Raw genomic sequence first — 19,615 nt, forward strand, 5'->3', positions numbered from 1 at the left:
GCCTAGCACGCGGCCCCGGGGTGGAATGTAAAAAAAAGGGTGCCCGAAGGCACCCTGAATCCACCCTACAACAGCACCTACAACTGCAACTTCAACTTCAACTTCAACTGCGAAAATCCCTACAGGCGATCAGGCCACCTTCTGTGCCTTGCCGTGTTCGAACTGGGCCTCTTCCGTCGAGCCGGTCAGCGCGGTCGTCGACGACTGGCCGCCTTCGATCGTCTGCGTGACCGCGTCGAAGTAGCCGGTGCCCACTTCGCGCTGGTGCTTCACGGCAGTGAAGCCCATTTCGGCAGCGGCGAATTCCTTTTGCTGCAGTTCCACGAACGCGCTCATCTGGCGGCGGGCATAGCCATGGGCCAGCTCGAACATGCCGTAGTTCAGTGAATGGAAGCCGGCCAGCGTGATGAACTGGAACTTGTAGCCCATGGCGCCCAGCTCGCGCTGGAACTTGGCGATCGTGCCGTCGTCCAGGTTCTTCTTCCAGTTGAACGACGGCGAGCAGTTGTACGCCAGCAGCTTGCCGGGGAATTGGCGATGGATGGCGTCCGCGAACTTGCGGGCGTATTCCAGGTTGGGCGTAGACGTCTCGCACCAGATCAAATCGGCGTAAGGCGCGTAGGCCAGGCCACGCGAAATCGCCTGGTCGATGCCGGCCTTGGTGCGGAAGAAGCCTTCAACCGTGCGTTCGCCGGTGATGAACGGGCGGTCGTTGTCGTCCACATCGCTGGTCACGAGGTCCGCCGCATCCGCGTCGGTGCGGGCCAGCAGCAACGTGGGCGTGCCCATCGTGTCCGCCGCCAGACGGGCCGACACCAGCTTGGCCACGGCCTCGCGGGTCGGCACCAGCACCTTGCCGCCCATGTGGCCGCACTTCTTCACCGATGCCAGCTGGTCTTCAAAGTGAACGCCCGACGCGCCAGCGTCGATCATCGCCTTCATCAGTTCAAAGGCATTCAACACGCCGCCGAAGCCGGCTTCAGCATCCGCCACGATGGGGGCGAAATAGTCGATGTAGCCCTCGTCGCCGGGGTTCTTGCCTTCCATCCACTGGATCTGGTCGCAGCGGGCAAGCGAATTGTTGATGCGGCGAACCACTTGCGGCACCGAGTTGGCGGGGTACAGCGACTGGTCGGGATACATTTCACCGGCCAGGTTCGCGTCGCCGGCAACCTGCCAGCCCGACAGGTAGATCGCCTTCAGGCCGGCCTTGACCTGCTGCATGGCCTGGTTGCCGGTCAGAGCGCCCAGCGAATTCACGAAAGGCTCGCTATGCAGTTGTTCCCACAGACGGGTGGCGCCGCGATGGGCCAGCGTGTGCTGCACGCTGATCGACCCGCGCAGGCGGATGACATCCTCGGCGCTGTAGTCGCGCTTGATGCCCTGCCAGCGGGAATTCTCGGCCCAGTCCTTCTGCAAATTGCGGATTTCGGTTTCGCGAGTGGTCATGGTGATGCTCCTGGTCAGTGATGGGAAGACTTCAAAGATTCGCGTCTTGCATTGCGTGAATCGTTGGACAAAGTCTATGCCTCTGCTGCGGAGCAATGCGGGCTTATGTCTTATAGAAGATGAAAAATGTTTTTCTATAAAATCAACGACTTATAAATGACGTTTCGCATTATGGAACGATATCGCCATCTGTGAAATGCGCGCTCGTTGCAGAGCAGCAGGGACTTTCACATGACGAGACTTACATTTCACAATATGAAAAAACGCCCCTTTTCTGACCGCCTACAATGCCTCCATTACCGCTGATTCCTTGATTCCGCCATGACCTTGTCTCACGGCCCGTTGGGCCAAAGCGTCGCCTACGCCTCGCAATACGACCCTTCGCTGCTTTTCCCCATCGCGCGCTCCCACAACCGCGCGGCACTGAACCTCACCGCCGGCAACCTGCCCTTCACGGGCGTGGACCTGTGGAACGCCTACGAGCTCTCGTGGCTGGATGCCAAAGGCAAGCCGCGCGTGGCCATGGCCACGTTCTCGGTGCCGGCAGACAGCCCCAACATCATCGAATCCAAATCGTTCAAGCTGTACCTGAACTCGTTCAACCAGACGCGGCTGGTCAATTCGGCCGCGTTGCGGGGCCGCCTGGAACGTGATCTGAGCGCCGCCGCCGGCGCGCCCGTGGGTCTGGACTTCTTCCTGCCGCAGCGCTTTTCCGAACTGCGCATGGGCGAAATGGACGGCGTCTATATCGACAAGCTGGATATCGAGATCGATACCTACGAGCCCGCGCCCGAGGTGCTGCGCACCCGGCCCGGCGACATCGTTGAAGAAACGCTGGCGTCGCGCCTGCTGAAATCGAATTGCCCGGTCACCGGCCAGCCCGATTGGGCCAGCGTGCAGATCCGCTACCGCGGCGCCCCGATCGACCGCGAATCGCTGCTGCGCTACGTCGTGTCGTTCCGCCAACACGCGGAATTCCACGAACACTGCGTCGAACGCATCTTCAGCGACATCATGCAGGCGTGCGCCCCCGAGCAATTGACCGTCTACGCGCGCTACACGCGGCGCGGCGGGCTGGACATCAACCCGTGGCGCAGCAATGTGGAAACGGCGCCCCCGGCGGACGTGCGCACCGTCCGCCAGTAAAGACGCCCTGCCCTTCCTACTTCGGGAAGGGCTCGGGCCTCGGCGTGCCGTCTTCGGACGGCGGCAGCACCGGATACTGGATCACCGGCTGATCGCCCGTCAGCGTCTTCAGGAACGCGACGATGTCCGCATTCTCTTGCGGCGTGAACTTGCGGCCCAATTGCAGGCGGCCCATCACGTCCACGGCTTGGGTCAGCGTCGCGGCCTCGCCGTCATGGAAGTACGGATAGGTCAGCGCCACGTTGCGTAACGTCGGCACCTTGAAGTTGAAGCGGTCGGCATCCTTGCCGGTCACCCCGGCCCGGCCTTCGGCCTTGTTATCGGTTTTGTAGGGTTCGATCAGCCCCATCTTCTGGAACGAATTGCCGCCCACGGCCACGCCGTTGTGGCAAGCGACGCAGCCGCTGTTCTTGAACAGCGTGTAGCCCGCCAATTCCTTCACGGTCAACGCGCGGTCGTCGCCTTTCAGCCATTGGTCGAAACGCGCATTCGGCGTCACCAGCGTTTCTTCAAAGGCGGCCAGCGCGCCCGTCACCTCGTCGATCGTGATGCCGTCCTTGCCAAAAACCTGCTTGAATTCCGCCCGGTAGCCCGGGATAGAGTTCAGCACCTGCAACGCCAGCTCGTGCGAAGACGCCATCTCCATCGGGTTGGCGATGGGGCCACCCGCCTGCTCGCGCAGGTCCTTCGCGCGGCCATCCCAGAACTGCGCGATGTTCAGGCTGGAATTCAACACCGTGGGGGAATTGATCGAACCCTGCTGCCACTTATGGCCGATGGAGGCCTTCAGGTTGTCGGACCCGCCCATGCCCAGGTTGTGACAGGAATTGCAGGAAATCGCGCCCGAGCGCGACAGGCGCGGGTCAAAGAACAGCTTCTTGCCCAGTTCCACCTTGGCCGGGTCCTTGACCGCTGCGGCCTCGATGGGCTGGATCGGTTCCTGCCTGGGGTTCCCTGCGGCGTGGCCGGCCCATAGCGCAAGGACGACGCCTGCCGCCAGCACCGCACTCTGTTTTTTCATGTGCTTTCTCCTGGTGAATAACCACTATTTATTTATGGTTATTACATCGGGAGGGATAAGCCCCGACCTTGCGGCGCATCAACCCGCGCCGCAGCCTTTCGACGGACTCAACGCCGGTTTGATATGCCGCAACAGGCGGATCAGCTGGCGATCAGGACCGGGCGGCCACACTGCCCGCCATGGCGGGATCGGCGCGGCGCGCCTGCACCGCGATCCATTGCGCCAGCAAGGCTGCCACGGCGAATGCCACGCCAGCGCCCACCCACGGGCCTTGGCGCAACCCCGCGTCAAGCAGCAGGCCGAAAGCCAGCGGCCCCAACGCCGACCCGACGTCCATGCCGGAATACACCAGGCCGTAGACGGATCCGGTCGAGCCCTTCGGCGTCACGCGGCGGATGAGCATGTCACGCGACGGCGCGGCCACGCCCGAGCAGAAGCCGGCCAGCCCGACCACGGGCGCCGCCAGCGCAGCCGGCACCAGACCCAGCGCCAACACCACGAGCGTCAGGCCCGCCAGCAGTAGCGCCACCATCACCGTGCGTTCGGTGCGCGGGTTGGCGGACACCAGGAAGCCGCCAGCCGCCATACCCACCGCCGACGCCACCATGTAGCCCGACAGCGCCGAGCTGGCCAGCACTTCGGACAGGCCGTACAACTGATCCAGCAAGGGGATCGTGTAGTTCTGCACCGAGGACAGCGCCACGGAGGTGCAGGCGAAAAACAGGAACGCGCCCCACAGCGCCGGCTTGGACAGCAGCGTCGCCAACGTGGTCAGCACGCTTTCTTGGGGCTTGGCCGCAGGCTTGGCGGCCTTCACATCGCCGGGGTTATCCGCTTCCATACCCGTGGGGCCGCCAAGCAGATCGCGGCCCAACACCGTCAGCAACAGCACGGCGGCCACCAGGCCGGCGGCGCTATACGCAGCTACGCGCCAGTCGGACAGCAAGGTGATCGTAGTCATGAAGACCGGCGTCAATGCCCAGCCCAGGTTGCCCGTCAGCCCGTGCGCCGAAAACGCGTGGCCCAGGCGGGAGGCCGTGATGCGATGGTTGATGATGGAGTAGTCGGCCGGGTGGAATACCGAGTTGCCAATGCCGCCCACGATCGCCGCCGCCATCAACATGGGGTAGCCGTTGGCCGAGCCGATCAGCAGGCCGGAGAGCACGAAGCACGCCAGGCCGAACCAGAGCACGGGGCGCGCGCCGATGCGATCGACGACGAAGCCCGACGATGCCTGGCCAATACCGGAGACCACATAGAACGTGGCCACCAGCGCGCCGACCCGGGCGAAATCCAGCCCGAATGCGTTGGCGAGCGACACGTTAAGCAAGGGCAGCACCAGCTGGAAGAAGTGCGAGGCGGCGTGCGCAACGCCGATCAGCAGAATGGTCTTCCAGTCACGCCTGCGGATATCGGCGTCCGAGGGCAAGGTATTCGCAGCGGTGTTCATTGCAAAAGGCCGCGGCAGCGGCAAGTAACGCGCGCCGTGGCCGGTGCGCGGGTTGTCTCCGGCAACGTCCGGGAGGCCCGGACGTCGTGTTCTTGGCGAATGCGGCGGTCAAGCCGGGCCGGATCATGCCGGCCATCGCTCTTGGACTATCACGGCGGCCGCCTTGCGCGAGCCGCGCCGCCGTGTGGCAATCAGAATAGCGCCAGACGCCTTACAGCGCCTTCTCGCGGATGGCGGGCCAGGCGCGCTGCAGGTAGTACAGCATCGACCAGACCGTCAGCACCGCCGCGACGATGATCAGCACGTCGCCCAGCAGCTTGGTGCTGATGCCATAGACCGGTTGGTTGTACAGCAGGCAGGGAATCGCCACCATCTGGGCCGCCGTCTTGAACTTGCCCAGGCGGTGCACGGCCACGCTGGCGCTGGCGCCGATCTTGGCCATCCATTCGCGCAACGCCGAAATGGTGATTTCACGGCCAATGATGATCAGCGAAATGAAGGCATCGACGCGGCTCAGGTCCAGCAGGACGATCAGCGCGGCGCAGACCATCAGCTTGTCGGCCACCGGATCCAGGAAAGCGCCGAACGCCGAGGTCTGGTTCCAGCGGCGGGCCAGCCATCCGTCGAACCAGTCGGTTAGCGCCGCAATGATGAACGCCCATGCGGCGAACGTATCGCGGGTGGGGACCGACATCCAGCTTTCGGGCAGGTAGAACAGCCCGACCACCAGCGGAATCATGGCGATGCGCAGCCATGTCAGGATAATGGGAACGTTAATTGGCATAGTGTCCGTATGCTACATCAGCCGGATGACGCTGGCTGTATCGGCGCGCCGCGGCGGCCGCGCGCTGTCCGTCGCCAGCGCGGAACATGGGCCGGTTTTGCGACTATCCACGCAAGGCCTCATAGATGCGTTCAGCCAGATCCTGGGAAATGCCGTCCACCGACGCCAGGTCTTCGATGCTGGCGGAAGCCACCCCCGAAAAGCCGCCGAACCGGGCCAGCAGCCGCTGGCGCCGCCGGGCGCCCACGCCTTCGATCTCTTCCAGCCGCGACACATTGCGCGTCTTGGCGCGCCGCGCACGCATGCCGGTAATGGCGAAACGGTGCGCCTCGTCGCGCACCTGGGCAATCAGCATCAGCGCGGCGGACTCGCCCCCCAGGGCGACCGGGGGCCGTTCGTCGGCGAACACCAGCGTTTCCAGGCCGACCTTGCGCCCTTCCCCCTTGGCGACGCCCACCAGCGTCTGGATATCCAGGCCCAATTCAGCGAACACCTTGCGCGCGACTTCCACCTGGCCCTTGCCGCCGTCGATCAGCACCAGACCGGGCATTTGCGCGTCGCCATCCGCCACCTTGGCGAAGCGGCGCGTCAGCACCTGGCGCATCGCGGCGTAATCGTCGCCCGGCGTGATGCCCGCGATGTTGTAACGGCGGTACAGCGACGGCTGCATGTCGTGGTGCTCGAACACCACGCAGGACGCCTGGGTCGCTTCGCCGGCGGTATGGCTGATGTCGAAGCACTCAATGCGTAGCGCGTCCAGGGCGGCTTCGTCCGTGTCCAGGTCCAGCGCTTCGGCCAGCGCCAGGGTACGGCCCGCGCGGGCGCCCGATTCGGTCAGCGCCCGGGCCAGGGCCATCTCGGCGTTTTTCAGGGCCTGCTCCAGCCACGAGCGGCGGGCGCCCTGCGGACGGGAAAGCATCCTGGATGGCCGTCCGCCTGCCTGCTCGACCAGCAGGCCGATCAGGTCCGGGTCGGGCAAGGCATGGGAACCGACCAGCACGGGCGGCATGGCGTTGTCCGTGTAGTGCTGGGCGACGAACGCCTCCAGGACCTGGGGCGCGGCTTCGCCTTCCGCATGCGAGGGGAAGAACGGCTTGTCGCCCAAGTGGCGGCCGCCGCGCACCATCGCCAGGTTCACACAGACCTTGCCACCGGCCACGGCCACCGCAATGATGTCGGTGTCTTCGCCGCTGGTGTTCTCCATGGTCTGCTGGTGCAACACGCGCGCCAGCGAGCCCATCTGGTCGCGCAGCGCCGCGGCTTCCTCGAAGCGCAGCTCGCCGGCCGCCTGCTGCATGCGGGCCTCGATCTCGCCCATCACGTCCTTGGCTTCGCCGTTCAGGAAGCGCACCGCGCGTTGCACGTCGCGTTCGTACTCCGAGGCTTCGATCGCGCCCACGCAGGGCGCCGAACAGCGCCCGATCTGATGCAGCAGACAGGGCCGCGAGCGATTGGCGAACACCGTGTCTTCACAGGTACGCAGGCGGAAGACCTTTTGCAGGATCTGGATGGTCTCGCGCACGGCCCACGCATTGGGAAACGGCCCGAAATACTGGCCCCGCTTGTTCGTCGCGCCACGGTAGTAGGCGATGCGCGGCCATTCATGGCCCGTGATCAGCAGATAGGGATAAGACTTGTCGTCGCGAAACAGGATGTTGTAGCGCGGCTTCAGGCTCTTGATGAGGTTGTTTTCCAGGATCAGCGCTTCGGCTTCCGAACGCGTGACCGTGACCTCCAGCCGGGCCACCTTCGACACCATCTGGGCGATGCGGGGGCTGGCGAGGTTCTTCTGGAAATACGACGAGACGCGCTTCTTCAGGTCGCGCGCCTTGCCGACATACATGACTTCACCCGCCGCATCCAGGTGTCGGTAGACACCCGGAAGATGTGGCAGGTCAGCCAGGAACGATTTGAGATTGAAGTCGTCGGGCATTCTGATAACGGCGTTCTGCTTGCAGGGTATCCCAGTCGGGCGCATCGAAACGCGGCATCAGGCGGCGGATGCGTTCGACCGATTCGGGCGCGTGGTCGAACTTCAGGCGCGACAGCAATTCGTCGGCTAGATCCGGCCGATTGCATACCAGCACCATGTCGCAGCCGGCGCGCAACGCGGCGTTGGCCCGATCCAGGATGTCGCCGGCCACCGACGCGCCTTCCATCGTCAGGTCGTCCGAGAACACCACGCCGTCATAGCCCAGGCGCTTGCGCAGGATGTCCTGCACCCACCGCTTGGAAAAACCGGCCGGATGCTTGTCGACCTTGGGGTAGATCACGTGCGCAGGCATCACGGACGGCAGCACGGCATCGCCCAACCAGGCGTACGGCGCAGCGTCGTCCTTGAGGATCTCGTCCAGTCCGCGCGGGTCCACGGGGATCTCGTGGTGGGAATCCGCGCCCACGAAACCATGGCCCGGGAAGTGCTTGCCGCAGGCCGACATGCCGGCCAGGGCCAGCCCCTGGACCAGCGCGCGCGACAGCATCGCCACGACGCGGGGATCCGTGTGGAAAGCACGATTGCCGATCACCTTGCTGACGCCGTAATCCAGGTCCAGCACGGGCGTGAAGCTCATGTCCACGCCGCAGGCGCGCAGCTCGGCGGCCAGCACATAGCCGGCCTCGGTCGCCAGGCGCATGGCCTGCAGCGGGTCGCGGTCCCATAGCGTGCCCAGGTCCCGCATGGCGGGCAAGGCGGTGAAACCGTCTTCGCGGAAGCGCTGGACCCGGCCGCCTTCGTGGTCCACCAGGATCAGCAACGGCGCTTTGCGGGCCTTGTGGATCTGGCGCGTCAGCTTGGTCAGCTGCTTGCGGTTTTCAAAATTGCGGGCGAAGAGAATCACGCCGCCCACCAGCGGATGGCGCAGGCGAACCTTCTCTTCCTTGGTCAGCGCGTATCCCGCCACATCGACCATCACGGGGCCGGGGGGCAGGACCGCCTTGGATTTTTTCTTGGCCATGGGGGCTGTCCTTGTATCTAAGTCAGGCAAGCCTGGGCCGGGGGCCCCTCAGCCGGGGCCCGTGCTCAGGGCTTGCGTTCGACCACCACGTACGCGGCGGCCATGTCGGATTCGTCGGTGATGGAAACATGCGCGGCGCCAAAGCGCTGGCTGTACCAGTCCAGCAGCTCGGGCGCGATCACCAGCACCGGTCGCCCACCCGGGGCATTCAGGGTCTGGACGCGACGCCACGTCATCGGCATGCGCATGCCCAGGCCGATCGCTTTGGAGAACGCTTCCTTGGCGGCAAAGCGGGTGGCCAGAAAACGCACGCCACGCACCGGATCGCGCGCCCGGCGCGCATGGAACTTCTGCAATTCTTCCACACCCAGGATCTTTTCTGCAAAGCGGTCGCCGTGGCGCTCCAGGGCGCGCTCGATGCGGTCGATGCGCAGCAGGTCCATGCCGATGCCCGCGATGGCGCCGGCGGACGGGGGAGTCTTGGAGGTGTCAGACATGGATTTCTTGCCCCACCGGCATCATCACCGGCCGCGCAGCGCTTGCAGGCGGGCCTGCACCATCAGCGCCTTCATGTCGCGCACCGCCTTTTCCCAGCCATCGAACACGGCTTGCGCCACGATGGCGTGGCCGATGTTGAGTTCAGAAATGCCGTCGATGGCGGCCACCGACGCCACGTTGCCAACGTGCAGGCCATGCCCCGCATTCACGCGCAGGCCATGGCGCAGGCCTTCGGTGACGGCCAAACGGATACGTTGCAGTTCCGCCTGGGCGGCGTCGCCGTCGGCTTCGGCATAGGCGCCCGTATGCAATTCAATCACCGTCGCGCCGGCCTTGGCCGCCGCGGCGATCTGCGCCGGGTCCGGATCGATGAACAGCGACACGCGGATGCCGGCTTCGGCTAGCAACCCCACGGCGTCCGACACCGGCCCCATCGCACCGGCGACTTCCAGCCCGCCTTCGGTCGTGAGTTCGGTGCGCTTTTCAGGCACCAGACAGACATCGCTGGGCTTGACCGCGCAGGCGATCTCCAGCATTTCAGCGGTGATCGCGCATTCCAGGTTCATGCGCGTGCGCAACAGCGGGCGGATGGCATAGACATCCGCGTCCTGGATGTGGCGCCGGTCTTCACGCAGATGCAGGGTAATCAGATCGGCCCCGGCGTCCTCCGCGCGCAACGCGGCGGCCACCGGGTCCGGATACGCCGTATGGCGCTGTTGCCGCAACGTGGCAACGTGATCGATGTTTACACCAAGTTCTATCATTGGACGGTCGTCGTGACTTTGGTCGGTTCTTTCGTGGTTTCTTCCCAGCCGCCGCCCAACGCCTTGTAGAGCTCCACGCGGTTGATCAGCGCGGCCAAGCCAGTTTGCACCAGCGAAAGCTGGGCATTGAAGAAGTCCACCTGCGCGGTCTGCACCTGCAGATAACTGTCGATGCCATTGGTATAGCGCAGGTTCGACAGTTCCAGCGTGCGCGCGGACGAATCCTGCAACGCGCGCTGGGCGTCAAGCTGCGCGCCATACGTGGCTTCGCCGGCCAGCGCGTCCGACACTTCGCGGAACGCCTGCTGGATGGACTGCTCGTACTGCGCCACGGCGATGTTGTCGCGCGCTTTTGCCAGGTTCAGCCCTTCGCGGATGCTGCCGCCGGCGAACAGCGGCGTCGTGATCGACGGCGAGAAGCTCCAGTAGCCCTGCCCGCCCTTGAACAGGTCGCCCAGCGACGGGCTGGCCACGCCCAGCAGGCCGGTCAGCGAAATGGTCGGGAAGAACGCCGCGCGCGCCGCGCCGATATTGGCGTTGGCTGCCTTCAGCTGGTTCTCGGCCGCGACGATGTCGGGACGGCGCTCCAGCAAGTCGGACGGCAGGCCCGACGGCACGGTGGCCAGCAACTGGTCCCGGCCGAAGGTCGCCGGCGCCGGCAGGTCTTCGGGCAACGGGGCGCCCACCAGCAGCACCAGCGCGTTCAGCGCTTGCGCGCGGGCACGGGCCAGTTGCGCCAGGTCGGACGATGCCGTATCCAGCAAGGTCTTGGACTGGTTCAGGTCCAGCTCGGACGCCACGCCGCCGTCGAAACGGCGCTTGACCAGGTTGTACGATTCCTGGCGCGAGGCCAGCGTGCGCTGCGTCAGCTCCAATTGGACTTCAGCGGCGCGCAGGTTGAAGTACGACTGCGCCACCGAACCCACCAGCGTGATCTGCACGCTTTTCTGCGCCTGCTCGGTCGACAGGTATTGCTGGTACGCCGCCTCGGACAGGTTGCGCAGCCGGCCGAACAAGTCGATCTCGAACGTGGTCAGGCCGATACCGGCCTGGTAGGAACTGCTGATCGAGCTGGAATCGGGGCCGCCCGCGCGCATGTTGCCCGGCAGGTGCTGGCGCTGGCCCTGGATGCCGGCGCCGATGCTGGGCCACTGCGCGCCGCGCTGCACGCCGTACTGGGCGCGCGCTTCTTCGACGCGCTGCACGGCCACGCGCAGGTCGCGGTTGTTGACGAGCGACAGCGAGATCAGGCTTTGCAGGCGCGGATCGCGGAAGAATTCGCGCCAGCCCAGGTCGGCGGCGGGCGTGCCTTCCTGCGGCATCACCGCCGACGAGGGCTGCGAGCCCAACGACGTGGGATTGGCGTAACCGCCGTACTGGACCTTGGGCTGGTCGGGCCAGGCGCCCGTCACCGGCGCGTCGGGACGCTTGTAGTCAGGAGCCAGCGAGCAGCCGGCCAACGCCACCGCCACAAAGGCGGACATGGCGGTCTGTTTGAACATCAGGGCTTTCATACCTTGCCCTCCGGGCCACCGTTGGGTTGTGCAGGAGTGTCGGGTGCGCCAGACGCGCCGGACGCCGGTTCGCCAGCAGCCTTCTTGGCCGCCTGCTCTTCTTCCCAGACGCGCAGTTCCGCGCCCCGCAGGCGCGCACGAGTCTTGAACAGGCCCAGCACCACGACGAAGAACGTCGGCACGAAAATCACGGCGAACGGCGTGGCGGCCAACATGCCGCCCAGCACGCCCAAACCCACCGCGCGCTGACTGGCTGCGCCGGCGCCCGTGGCCATCGCCAGCGGCACCACGCCCAGGATAAAGGCCAGCGACGTCATCAGAATCGGCCGGAACCGCAAGCGCGCGGCTTCCACCGCGGACTCGTAGAGACCCATGCCCCTGGCGTACTGGTCCTTGGCGAATTCCACGATCAGGATGGCGTTTTTGGCCGCCAGCCCGATCACCGTCACCATGCCCACCTGGAAGTACACGTCGTTGGACATGCCCAGCGCGCTGATCAGCGCCACGGCGCCCAGCATGCCCAGGGGCACCACCAGCATCACCGAGATCGGGATGGCCCAGCTTTCATACAGGGCGGCCAGCACCAGGAACACCACCAGCAGCGACAGGCCCATCAGGATGGGGGCCTGGTTGCCGGCCTGGCGTTCCTGATAGGACAGGCCGTTCCATTCGTAGCCGAAGCCCTGCGGCAGTTGCCCGACCAGGCGTTCCATCTCGGCCATTGCCTCGCCGGTGGTGTAGCCCGGCGCGGCATCGCCGCTGATACGCATGGATTCGTAGCTGTTGTAGCGCACCACCTGCACCGGGCCCTGCTTCCATTCGGCCTTGACGAAGGTGGACAGCGGCACCATCCCGCCCTGGTTGTTGCGCGCATTCAGCTGCAGCACGTCATTGAGCTGCATGCGGTACGGCGCATCGGCCTGCACCCAGATGTTCTGCATCCGGCCCAGGTTGGGGAACTTGCTCAGGTAGGCGGAACCGACAGCCGTGGAAATCAGCGAGGCAGCCTCGTTGAAGTCCACGCCCAACGCAGCCGCCTTGTCGCGGTCGATCGTCAGGCTGAGCTGGGCGCCCGGCGCAAGGCCGGTGATCCGCACTTGCGACAGCACCGGGCTCTTCATGACCAGGCCCATCAGCTGCCCGGTGGCCGCCGCCAGGCCGGCGGAACCCGCAGAGCCGCGATCCTGCAGGCGGAAGTCGAAGCCGGTGGCGTTGCCCAAAGACGAAATGGCGGGCGGCACCAGGGTGAACACCTGTGCGTCATGGATGCCCATCAGCTGCTTCTCGAAGGCCTGGAAGGCGATCGCGCCCGCGGAGTCCTTGTGGTCCTTGCGTTCGCTGAAGTCCTTCAGCGTGACGAAGGCGATAGCGGCGTTCAGGCCGTTGCCGTTGAAGCTGTAGCCCTGCACGGCGATGATGTTCTCGACCGCCGGCACGCCGGAGAAGTATTTCTCGACCTGCTCGATGACCTCGACCGTGCGGTTGGCGGTAGCGCCGGTGGGCAGCTCGATGTTGCTGACCACGTAGCCCTGGTCTTCCTCGGGCAGGAACGACGACGGCAGGCGCAGGTACAGCCAGCCCAGCAGCAAGACCAGCACCAGGAAGGCCAGCATCATGCGGCCGCCCTTGTGCAGCATGCGGGACACCCAGTTCTGGTAGCCGTGGGTGGTGGCGTCGAACTTGCGGTTGAACCAGCCGAAGAAACCCTTCTTGTCCTCGTGGTGTCCCTTGGCCACCGGCTTGAGGATGGTGGCGCACAGTGCCGGGGTGAAGGTCAGCGCCAGCAGCGCGGAGAAGAAGATGGACACCGCCATCGCGATCGAGAACTGGCGATAGATCACCCCCACCGACCCGCTCATGAAGGCCAGGGGCAGGAACACCGTCACCAGCACCAGCGTGATGCCGATGATGGCGCCGCTGATCTGCGGCATGGCTTTCTTGGTGGCCTCTTTGGGTGGCAGGCCTTCCGTAGACATGATCCGCTCGACGTTCTCCACCACCACGATGGCGTCGTCCACCAGGATCCCGATGGCGAGCACCATCGCGAACATGGTCAGCACGTTGATCGAGAAGCCTAGCGCCAGCATCACCGCGAACGCCCCCAGCATGGCCACCGGCACCACCAGCGCCGGGATCAGGGTATAGCGGACGTTCTGCAGGAACAGATACATCACCAGGAACACCAGCACCATGGCTTCGACCAGGGTATGCAACACCTGCTCGATGGACACCTTCACGTAGGGCGCGGTGTCGTAGGGGATGGAGTACGTGATGTTGCCGGGGAAGTACTTGGACAACTCCTCCATCTGGTCACGCACGCCCTGCGCGGTGGCCAGCGCGTTTGCGTTCGGCGACAGCACGATGGCGAAAGCCGCCGTCGGCTTGCCGTTCAGGCGGGCGCCGAACTGGTAGTTGTCGGCGCCGACCTCGATGCGGGCCACGTCGCGCAGCATTACAGAGGAACCGTCGGTGTTGGCCCGCAGGACGATCTTGCCGAAGCCCTCGACCGTGCTCAGTTGGCCGTTGGCCGTGACCGTGGCGGTGATGCGCTGCGAATCCGGATTGGGAGGCGCGCCGACGCTGCCGCCCGAGATCACCACGTTCTGGTTGGCGATCGCCTGGTTGACCTCCGACATGCTCAGGTTGAAGCCCACCAGCTTGGCGGGATCCACCCAGATGCGCATGGCGCGCGGCGCGGCGAACAGCTGGAACTGGCCCACGCCGGGCACGCGCGACACCGGGTTCTTGACGTTGCGGGTGATGTAGTCGGCCAGCGCGGTCTGGTCCAGCGACCCGTCGGTGGACGACACCGCCGCCACCATCAGGAAGCCGGTACTGGTCTGCTCATATTGCAGGCCCTGCTGCTGCACGGCGGTGGGCAACTGCGCAACCACGTTGGACACTCGGTTCTGCACGTCCACCTGCGCAAGGTCCGGGTTGGTCCCGGGCGCGAAGGTCGCGGTGATGGTCGAGGTGCCGTAGGAATCGCTGACCGACTCGTAGTAGATCAGGCCCTTGGCGCCGTTCAGCTGGTCCTCGATGATACTGGTGACCTGCTCGGCCACTTCGTTGGCCGAGGCGCCGGGGTAGGTAGCCGTGATCGTGATCGCGGGCGGCGCCACGTCCGGGTACTGCGAGATCGGCATGTTCGGGATCGCAAGCACCCCGGCCAGCAGGATGAACAGGGCGACTACCCAGGCGAAAATCGGTCTATCAATAAAAAATTGCGGCATGTGGGCTGACTCTGAAAGCGATGCTCACCAAAGAGGAACGCGGCGTTTGCGCCGCGTGCCGCTCAAGATTTCTGGCCTGCGGCCTTGTCCTGTTGTGCAGGTTCGGCCGGTTTGGCGCCAGGTTGCGGGGCGGATTCCGCCGGCTTGGCGCCCGGTTGCGCGGGAGCCTGGCCGCCCGGCGCGGGCGTGCCATTCTTTTTCCACTCGCTGGCCTGCACCGGCGCGCCCGGACGAACCTTCTGGAACCCTTCCACCACGACCACGTCGCCCGCCTTCAAGCCGCTGGTGACAAGCCAATTGCTCTTGATGGCGCCGCCGGTGGTGACCGGAATCTGTTCGATCTTGTTGTCCTTGACCAGCATCAGGCTCTGCAAGCCGTCCGCCGTGCGCTGCAGCGCCTGCTGCGGCACCATCAGGGCCTTGTCGTCCACGCCCTGCTCCAGGCGCACGCGCACGTACATGCCGGGCAGCAGGACGCCGTCGGGGTTGGGCACTTCGGCGCGCAGGTTCACCTGGCCGGTGGACGGGTCCACGGTGATGCCGGTGAACAGCAGCTTGCCGGGCTGGCCGTATTCGGAGCCGTCCTCGAGGACGATGGTCGCGCGCGCCGCGTCCTTGCCCAACTGCTGCAGCTGGCCGCTGGCGAACGCGCGGCGCAAGGCCGCCAGTTCCGCGGTGGACTGGGTGAAGTCCACGTAGATCGGGTCAAGCTGCTGCACCGTGGCCATCTGCGTGGCGGAAGTGGCTTCAACCAGTGCGCCTTCAGTCACCAGCGGTTTGCCGATGCGGCCCGTGATGGGCGACGTGACGTCGGTGTAGCCCAGGTTGATGGCGGCGTTGTCCTGCGTGGCCTTGGCGGCAGCGACGGCGGCATCGGCCTGGCGGAACGAGGCCACGGCGTTGTCGTATTCCTGTTTGCTGACGGCGTTGGCCTTGACCAGCGGTGCGTAGCGGTCTGCCAGCAGCTTGGCGCTGAAGAGATTCGCTTGCGCCTGCTTCAACTGTGCCGTCGCCTGATCGTAGGCGGCCTTGTAAGGCGCCGGATCGATCTTGAACAGCAGTTGGTTTTCCTTGACGTCGCCGCCCTGCTCGAAGGTGATCTTCTGGACGATGCCGGTCACGCGTGAACGGATCTGCGCGTCGCGCACCGCATCCACGCGGCCCGGCAATTCAGCGACGATGGGAGCACGTTCGGGTTGCACGGTGATGACGCTGACCTGAGGCATGCCGGGGTTCATCTGTGGCTTTTCGCCGCATCCCGCCAATATCAGCGCGAGGACGCCGCCGGAAAAAGCCAGACCTGAAACACGTTTAGGCGAAAACCGCATTGAAACCCCCGCGTAGCGTAGTTAACCGCTTCAATTGACCGCGTCCAGCCAGCACAACGTCAATCGCGACAATAAAGCCCGATCAGAATAAGAGGTGCGCCGGTCTTGACACGTGAATAGCCCGATAATGTAACTCAGTTATTGGGGAAATTACGTACTTTCGGGCCTTGACGCGATGCGTGGAGGAGACAAATAGGTAACAGGCTCAGTGGTTGGAAATGTTGCGGAGATTGCCCAGGAATACATAGCCCACGCCGTGCACGGTATGCAAAGGCAGCCGCGTGCCCGTCTGCAGGACCTTGTGGCGCAGCCTGCAAATGGCCACATTCAGGGTGCGCATGCTGGTGCGGCTGCGCAATGCCATCAGCTCATCGCGCAGCAACTCGCGATCGGGATTGCCAAGCAGGCAAAGAAAGCAGGCGCGTTCCATTCCGGTCAAATCGATGCGGGCGCCGCCGGGCGCCATCAGCGTCCAACCGTGATAGAGCAGGCTCCACCAGCCGTCGATGCGGTCGGAATCGGGGAAAACGGGCAGGCGGGCATTCATGGCGTATCTCCACCAGGGCCGCCGCGCCTGGCAGGCGACGGCGGGCTCCGGAACAAGGTTGCAGGTTGTCCCGAAAGCCTACCGGGGTGTCCGGCGTCTGGCGGCGTAATGCGGCAACTATCAGACCGGTCCTACCCCAAGCCCTAACTGCCCTTGCCGTGGCCGTTGCGGTGGATATCGTGCGTCACGAAGCAGCTGTTCTCGGTGGGGCGGGCCAGGATGCCTGGCTTGGCCAGCGTGCGGCGGATATCGGACAAGCCGGACTCCCAGTGCTCGCGCATGGCCTCGGTGCCAAACTCGTAGTCCTTGGAGAAGCGCTCGAGGTGCTTGGACTCGTAGATGAGGTTGACGATATTGGTGGCGGGCGTATGCGACAACTTGCGGATTTCCGCCAGGTCGGCCGCGCCGCGCTCGGCTTCGGGCAGACGCTCCAACAGTTGCTGCAGACCGTGCCGCAGTTTCAGCACGCGCCGCAGCTGGTCCGTGACCAGGCGCGTGCGGCTGGAATACTGGATGTCTTTCTGGCGCTCGGCCACTTCTTGCAGCGTGGTCGGCAAACCGCCCCGCGCCGGCCACAAGTCCACCTGGAACGCCAGCGTGTCGCGCATGTTGTCGGTGGTCAAGACTTGCGCCAGCGGCGTGTTCGACACCACGCCGCCATCCCAGTAGTGTTCTCCGTCGATCTCAACGGACGGGAAACCGGGCGGCAAGGCGCCGGACGCCATGACGTGCTCCGGCCCTAGCGTGTCTTTCAGACTGTCGAAATAGGCGAAGTTCCCCGTGCGCACGTTCACGACGCCAAAGCTCGCGCGCACCGCGCCGCTATTGAGCAGGTCGAAATCGACGAATTGGCGCAACGTGGCGGCCAACGGGGTGGTGTCATAGAAGCTGGTGGAGCCCGCGCCGCGGCCGTGCGCCCAGTACGGCGGCGGAAAACGGGGCTTGAAAAAGCCCGGCTGGCCGGAGAACAGCGCCTGGAACGCGGACAACTGGCCGTTCATGGCGGGCGAACCGAACCCGAAGGGGATGCCCTCGAACATGCCCGCCAGGGTGTCGCCCCAAGGCACCGATCCAAACCCCGCTGGGCGGCAGATGCTTTCCCAGAATCCTCTCAGCCGGTCAACGCGTTCATCTTCGCGGGAACCCGCGATGATGGCCGCGTTGATCGAGCCGATGGAGATGCCTGATATCCAGTTGGGCCGAATGCCCGCTTCGTGCAGCCCCTGGTACACCCCTGCCTGGTAAGACCCCAGGGCGCCTCCGCCTTGCAGCACGAGCGCGACGGTTTCGTAGGGAGGCGTATCGCCGGTGTCTGTGGACTGGGACTTGCGGCGAGCGGTCATTCAGCTACCTCGGGCTAACGTTTGCTTTTATCCGGCACCTGCGGGGCGGCAACGCCCGCGCGGAACGGATACTTGGCGAAGATCTCGGCAACGGCCTTGTCCACGCTTTGCGGCGAGCCGGCGGTTTCGGGGTTCTGGACTTCGCCCACGGCGACGCCCTCCCATACCAGTTGCTTGCGGCGCGTGTCGACAAGATCGATGTTGAGCGTGCCTTCAGTGTACTGGTAGACGTCGTCGCCCCAGCCGTAACCGGGCCACCCGCCGTAGAAGCCCGAACGGTAGCCGTAGTAAGGCCCCATGGGCGGCGGCGCCGGCGTGACCTGCGTCTTTTGCTGGAGCTTGGCGCTGAAATTGACGAGCAGGTCGGGATTGGTCGCGCTATAGGCGTAGCCGCGCATTTCCATCTGGCCGCGCGTCGCGTCCTTGAGCCGTTCGGTCAGCAGGCTGCTGTAGCCGGCCTTGTCCGTGCCCAGCGGATTCATGTAGCCAAACGTGCGGTACTGCGCGAAGTCGGCCTGATGGTCGTAATCGCCTTTCACCGTCGGGCCCGATGCGCATGCCGCAAGCAATGCCGTCATGGAACCCGCCGTCACCCATTTCAACGCTTTAAACGCTTTCATGTTGTTCTCTCCGAGAGCCCAGGGCCTGAACATAGTGCCGCGAACCCTGTAAAGTTTCAACAGAATCTCATTCGCATCCCCCAATTTCCCCCAGCTGAAGCACGGATCCGCCCACGTCTGTCCATTACACTCCGGGATGACTCCCAGACCCCATACAGACCTGACCATGTTGGAACTAGACGGCTCGATCTGGTTTCGTTCCGGCGCCCAGACGTGGGGCGGAAAGAACCGCATAGACCTGCTGGCGCAGATTGACGCCACGGGGTCGATCACGGCTGCCGCCCGCGCGGTCGGCATGAGCTACAAGGGGGCCTGGGACGCCATCGATGCCATGAACAACCTGGCCGGCGAACCGCTCGTCGTGCGGGCCGCCGGCGGCAAGGGCGGCGGCGGCACACAGTTGACCGATCGCGCGCGTCGCCTCATCACGACGTTCCGGGCGCTGGAAGGCGAGCACCGGAAGTTCATGGACAACCTGACGCGCGCCGGCCTGGACGCCAACGGCGACATCGACCTGATGAGGCGTTTCATGCTGAAGACCAGCGCACGCAATAAGTTCCTGGGCACCGTCATCGAGGTCCGCACGGGCGCCGTCAACGACGAGATACTGCTGCGCATCGCCGGCGGCCACATCATCACGGCCACCATTACGCGCGAAAGCACGGCCGAACTGGGCCTGGCGCCCGGCAAGGAAGCGATCGCGCTGGTGAAGGCGTCCAGCGTCATCATCGGCGCCCCCGGCCCGGGTCTGCGCTTGTCGGCCCGTAACCAGTTGCAGGGCAAGATCAGCGATATCCGCCCGGGCGCCGTCAATAGCGAAATCCTGATCGACATGGACGGCGGCGCGACGCTCGCGGCCATCGTCACCAATGAAAGCGCCACGGAACTGGGCCTGGCCGTTGGCGCGCCGGCGGTGGCGATCTTCAAGGCGTCCAGCGTGATCCTGGGCGTGCTCGACTAGACT

The 19,615-nt window shown here is 64.9% G+C and carries 16 protein-coding genes; 2 read left to right on the plus strand and 14 right to left on the minus strand.

Annotated elements, in window-relative coordinates; translation table 11 throughout:
- Positions 1–129: 129 nt before the first annotated feature.
- On the minus strand, positions 130–1,449 hold the full coding sequence (aceA, locus tag ACE039_RS15700; RefSeq protein ID WP_485822772.1) for an isocitrate lyase: 1,320 nt from the start codon (positions 1,447–1,449) through the stop codon (positions 130–132).
- A gap of 321 nt (positions 1,450–1,770) precedes the next feature.
- On the opposite strand from aceA, the gene queF reads away from it, so the two are divergent.
- Positions 1,771–2,595, plus strand: a complete 825-nt coding sequence (gene queF / locus ACE039_RS15705) for an NADPH-dependent 7-cyano-7-deazaguanine reductase QueF (protein WP_485822773.1) — start codon at positions 1,771–1,773, stop codon at positions 2,593–2,595.
- A gap of 16 nt (positions 2,596–2,611) precedes the next feature.
- On the opposite strand, the gene ACE039_RS15710 is transcribed toward queF, so the two are convergent.
- The 13 genes from ACE039_RS15710 to ACE039_RS15770 all read right to left on the minus strand — a co-directional run bounded on the left by ACE039_RS15710 (position 2,612) and on the right by ACE039_RS15770 (position 18,651).
- Positions 2,612–3,616 carry a cytochrome-c peroxidase gene (locus ACE039_RS15710; protein ID WP_448708263.1) on the minus strand — a complete coding sequence of 335 codons (1,005 nt, stop codon included), beginning with the start codon at positions 3,614–3,616 and terminating at the stop codon, positions 2,612–2,614.
- Positions 3,617–3,767: 151 nt separating this feature from the next.
- Positions 3,768–5,066: an MFS transporter gene (locus ACE039_RS15715; RefSeq protein WP_448708264.1), complete on the minus strand. Its 1,299-nt coding sequence runs from the start codon at positions 5,064–5,066 to the stop codon at positions 3,768–3,770.
- Positions 5,067–5,277: 211 nt separating this feature from the next.
- A complete protein-coding gene (gene pgsA, locus ACE039_RS15720; protein WP_006225674.1) occupies positions 5,278–5,850 on the minus strand; it encodes a CDP-diacylglycerol--glycerol-3-phosphate 3-phosphatidyltransferase in 573 nt (190 codons plus the stop codon).
- 103 nt (positions 5,851–5,953) lie between these two features.
- Positions 5,954–7,783: an excinuclease ABC subunit UvrC gene (uvrC, locus tag ACE039_RS15725; RefSeq protein WP_105556519.1), complete on the minus strand. Its 1,830-nt coding sequence runs from the start codon at positions 7,781–7,783 to the stop codon at positions 5,954–5,956.
- Positions 7,746–8,804, minus strand: a complete 1,059-nt coding sequence (gene nagZ, locus ACE039_RS15730) for a beta-N-acetylhexosaminidase (protein ID WP_448708265.1) — start codon at positions 8,802–8,804, stop codon at positions 7,746–7,748. Before nagZ ends, uvrC begins: the two co-directional genes overlap by 38 nt.
- 65 nt (positions 8,805–8,869) lie before the next feature.
- Positions 8,870–9,301: a holo-ACP synthase gene (gene acpS / locus ACE039_RS15735; protein ID WP_448708267.1), complete on the minus strand. Its 432-nt coding sequence runs from the start codon at positions 9,299–9,301 to the stop codon at positions 8,870–8,872.
- Positions 9,302–9,325: 24 nt separating this feature from the next.
- Complete coding sequence (locus ACE039_RS15740; RefSeq protein ID WP_485811727.1) at positions 9,326–10,066, minus strand: pyridoxine 5'-phosphate synthase; 741 nt, start codon at positions 10,064–10,066, stop codon at positions 9,326–9,328.
- Positions 10,063–11,580 (minus strand): efflux transporter outer membrane subunit, encoded by a 1,518-nt coding sequence (locus ACE039_RS15745; protein WP_105556523.1) that lies wholly within the window; start codon positions 11,578–11,580, stop codon positions 10,063–10,065. Before ACE039_RS15745 ends, ACE039_RS15740 begins: the two co-directional genes overlap by 4 nt.
- Complete coding sequence (locus ACE039_RS15750; RefSeq protein ID WP_485822774.1) at positions 11,577–14,813, minus strand: multidrug efflux RND transporter permease subunit; 3,237 nt, start codon at positions 14,811–14,813, stop codon at positions 11,577–11,579. The genes ACE039_RS15745 and ACE039_RS15750 overlap by 4 nt, the downstream gene beginning before the upstream one ends.
- 62 nt (positions 14,814–14,875) lie before the next feature.
- A complete protein-coding gene (locus ACE039_RS15755; RefSeq protein ID WP_105556525.1) occupies positions 14,876–16,141 on the minus strand; it encodes an efflux RND transporter periplasmic adaptor subunit in 1,266 nt (421 codons plus the stop codon).
- A 205-nt stretch (positions 16,142–16,346) separates the two neighbouring features.
- The gene (locus tag ACE039_RS15760; RefSeq protein ID WP_313463225.1) at positions 16,347–16,688 is read right to left on the minus strand and encodes a helix-turn-helix domain-containing protein; all 342 of its coding nucleotides are present in this window, start codon (positions 16,686–16,688) and stop codon (positions 16,347–16,349) included.
- Between the two features lie 143 nt (positions 16,689–16,831).
- On the minus strand, positions 16,832–18,031 hold the full coding sequence (locus ACE039_RS15765) for a DUF3734 domain-containing protein (RefSeq protein WP_485822775.1): 1,200 nt from the start codon (positions 18,029–18,031) through the stop codon (positions 16,832–16,834).
- 14 nt (positions 18,032–18,045) lie between these two features.
- Positions 18,046–18,651 carry a DUF4136 domain-containing protein gene (locus tag ACE039_RS15770; protein WP_169270965.1) on the minus strand — a complete coding sequence of 202 codons (606 nt, stop codon included), beginning with the start codon at positions 18,649–18,651 and terminating at the stop codon, positions 18,046–18,048.
- Positions 18,652–18,817: 166 nt separating this feature from the next.
- On the opposite strand from ACE039_RS15770, the gene ACE039_RS15775 reads away from it, so the two are divergent.
- Positions 18,818–19,612 (plus strand): TOBE domain-containing protein, encoded by a 795-nt coding sequence (locus ACE039_RS15775; RefSeq protein ID WP_485822776.1) that lies wholly within the window; start codon positions 18,818–18,820, stop codon positions 19,610–19,612.
- Positions 19,613–19,615 lie beyond the last annotated feature (3 nt).

The sequence above is a fragment of the Achromobacter maghribensis genome, assembly GCF_057334215.1.

Bases quoted from the DNA above. Each gene is read 5' to 3' on its own strand.
- aceA (WP_485822772.1), bottom strand. From the start codon at position 1,449: ATGACCACTCGCGAAACCGAAATCCGCAATTTGCAGAAGGACTGGGCC.
- queF (WP_485822773.1), top strand. From the start codon at position 1,771: ATGACCTTGTCTCACGGCCCGTTGGGCCAAAGCGTCGCCTACGCCTCG.
- ACE039_RS15710 (WP_448708263.1), bottom strand. From the start codon at position 3,616: ATGAAAAAACAGAGTGCGGTGCTGGCGGCAGGCGTCGTCCTTGCGCTA.
- ACE039_RS15715 (WP_448708264.1), bottom strand. From the start codon at position 5,066: ATGAACACCGCTGCGAATACCTTGCCCTCGGACGCCGATATCCGCAGG.
- pgsA (WP_006225674.1), bottom strand. From the start codon at position 5,850: ATGCCAATTAACGTTCCCATTATCCTGACATGGCTGCGCATCGCCATG.
- uvrC (WP_105556519.1), bottom strand. From the start codon at position 7,783: ATGCCCGACGACTTCAATCTCAAATCGTTCCTGGCTGACCTGCCACAT.
- nagZ (WP_448708265.1), bottom strand. From the start codon at position 8,804: ATGGCCAAGAAAAAATCCAAGGCGGTCCTGCCCCCCGGCCCCGTGATG.
- acpS (WP_448708267.1), bottom strand. From the start codon at position 9,301: ATGTCTGACACCTCCAAGACTCCCCCGTCCGCCGGCGCCATCGCGGGC.
- ACE039_RS15740 (WP_485811727.1), bottom strand. From the start codon at position 10,066: ATGATAGAACTTGGTGTAAACATCGATCACGTTGCCACGTTGCGGCAA.
- ACE039_RS15745 (WP_105556523.1), bottom strand. From the start codon at position 11,580: ATGAAAGCCCTGATGTTCAAACAGACCGCCATGTCCGCCTTTGTGGCG.
- ACE039_RS15750 (WP_485822774.1), bottom strand. From the start codon at position 14,813: ATGCCGCAATTTTTTATTGATAGACCGATTTTCGCCTGGGTAGTCGCC.
- ACE039_RS15755 (WP_105556525.1), bottom strand. From the start codon at position 16,141: ATGCGGTTTTCGCCTAAACGTGTTTCAGGTCTGGCTTTTTCCGGCGGC.
- ACE039_RS15760 (WP_313463225.1), bottom strand. From the start codon at position 16,688: ATGAATGCCCGCCTGCCCGTTTTCCCCGATTCCGACCGCATCGACGGC.
- ACE039_RS15765 (WP_485822775.1), bottom strand. From the start codon at position 18,031: ATGACCGCTCGCCGCAAGTCCCAGTCCACAGACACCGGCGATACGCCT.
- ACE039_RS15770 (WP_169270965.1), bottom strand. From the start codon at position 18,651: ATGAAAGCGTTTAAAGCGTTGAAATGGGTGACGGCGGGTTCCATGACG.
- ACE039_RS15775 (WP_485822776.1), top strand. From the start codon at position 18,818: ATGTTGGAACTAGACGGCTCGATCTGGTTTCGTTCCGGCGCCCAGACG.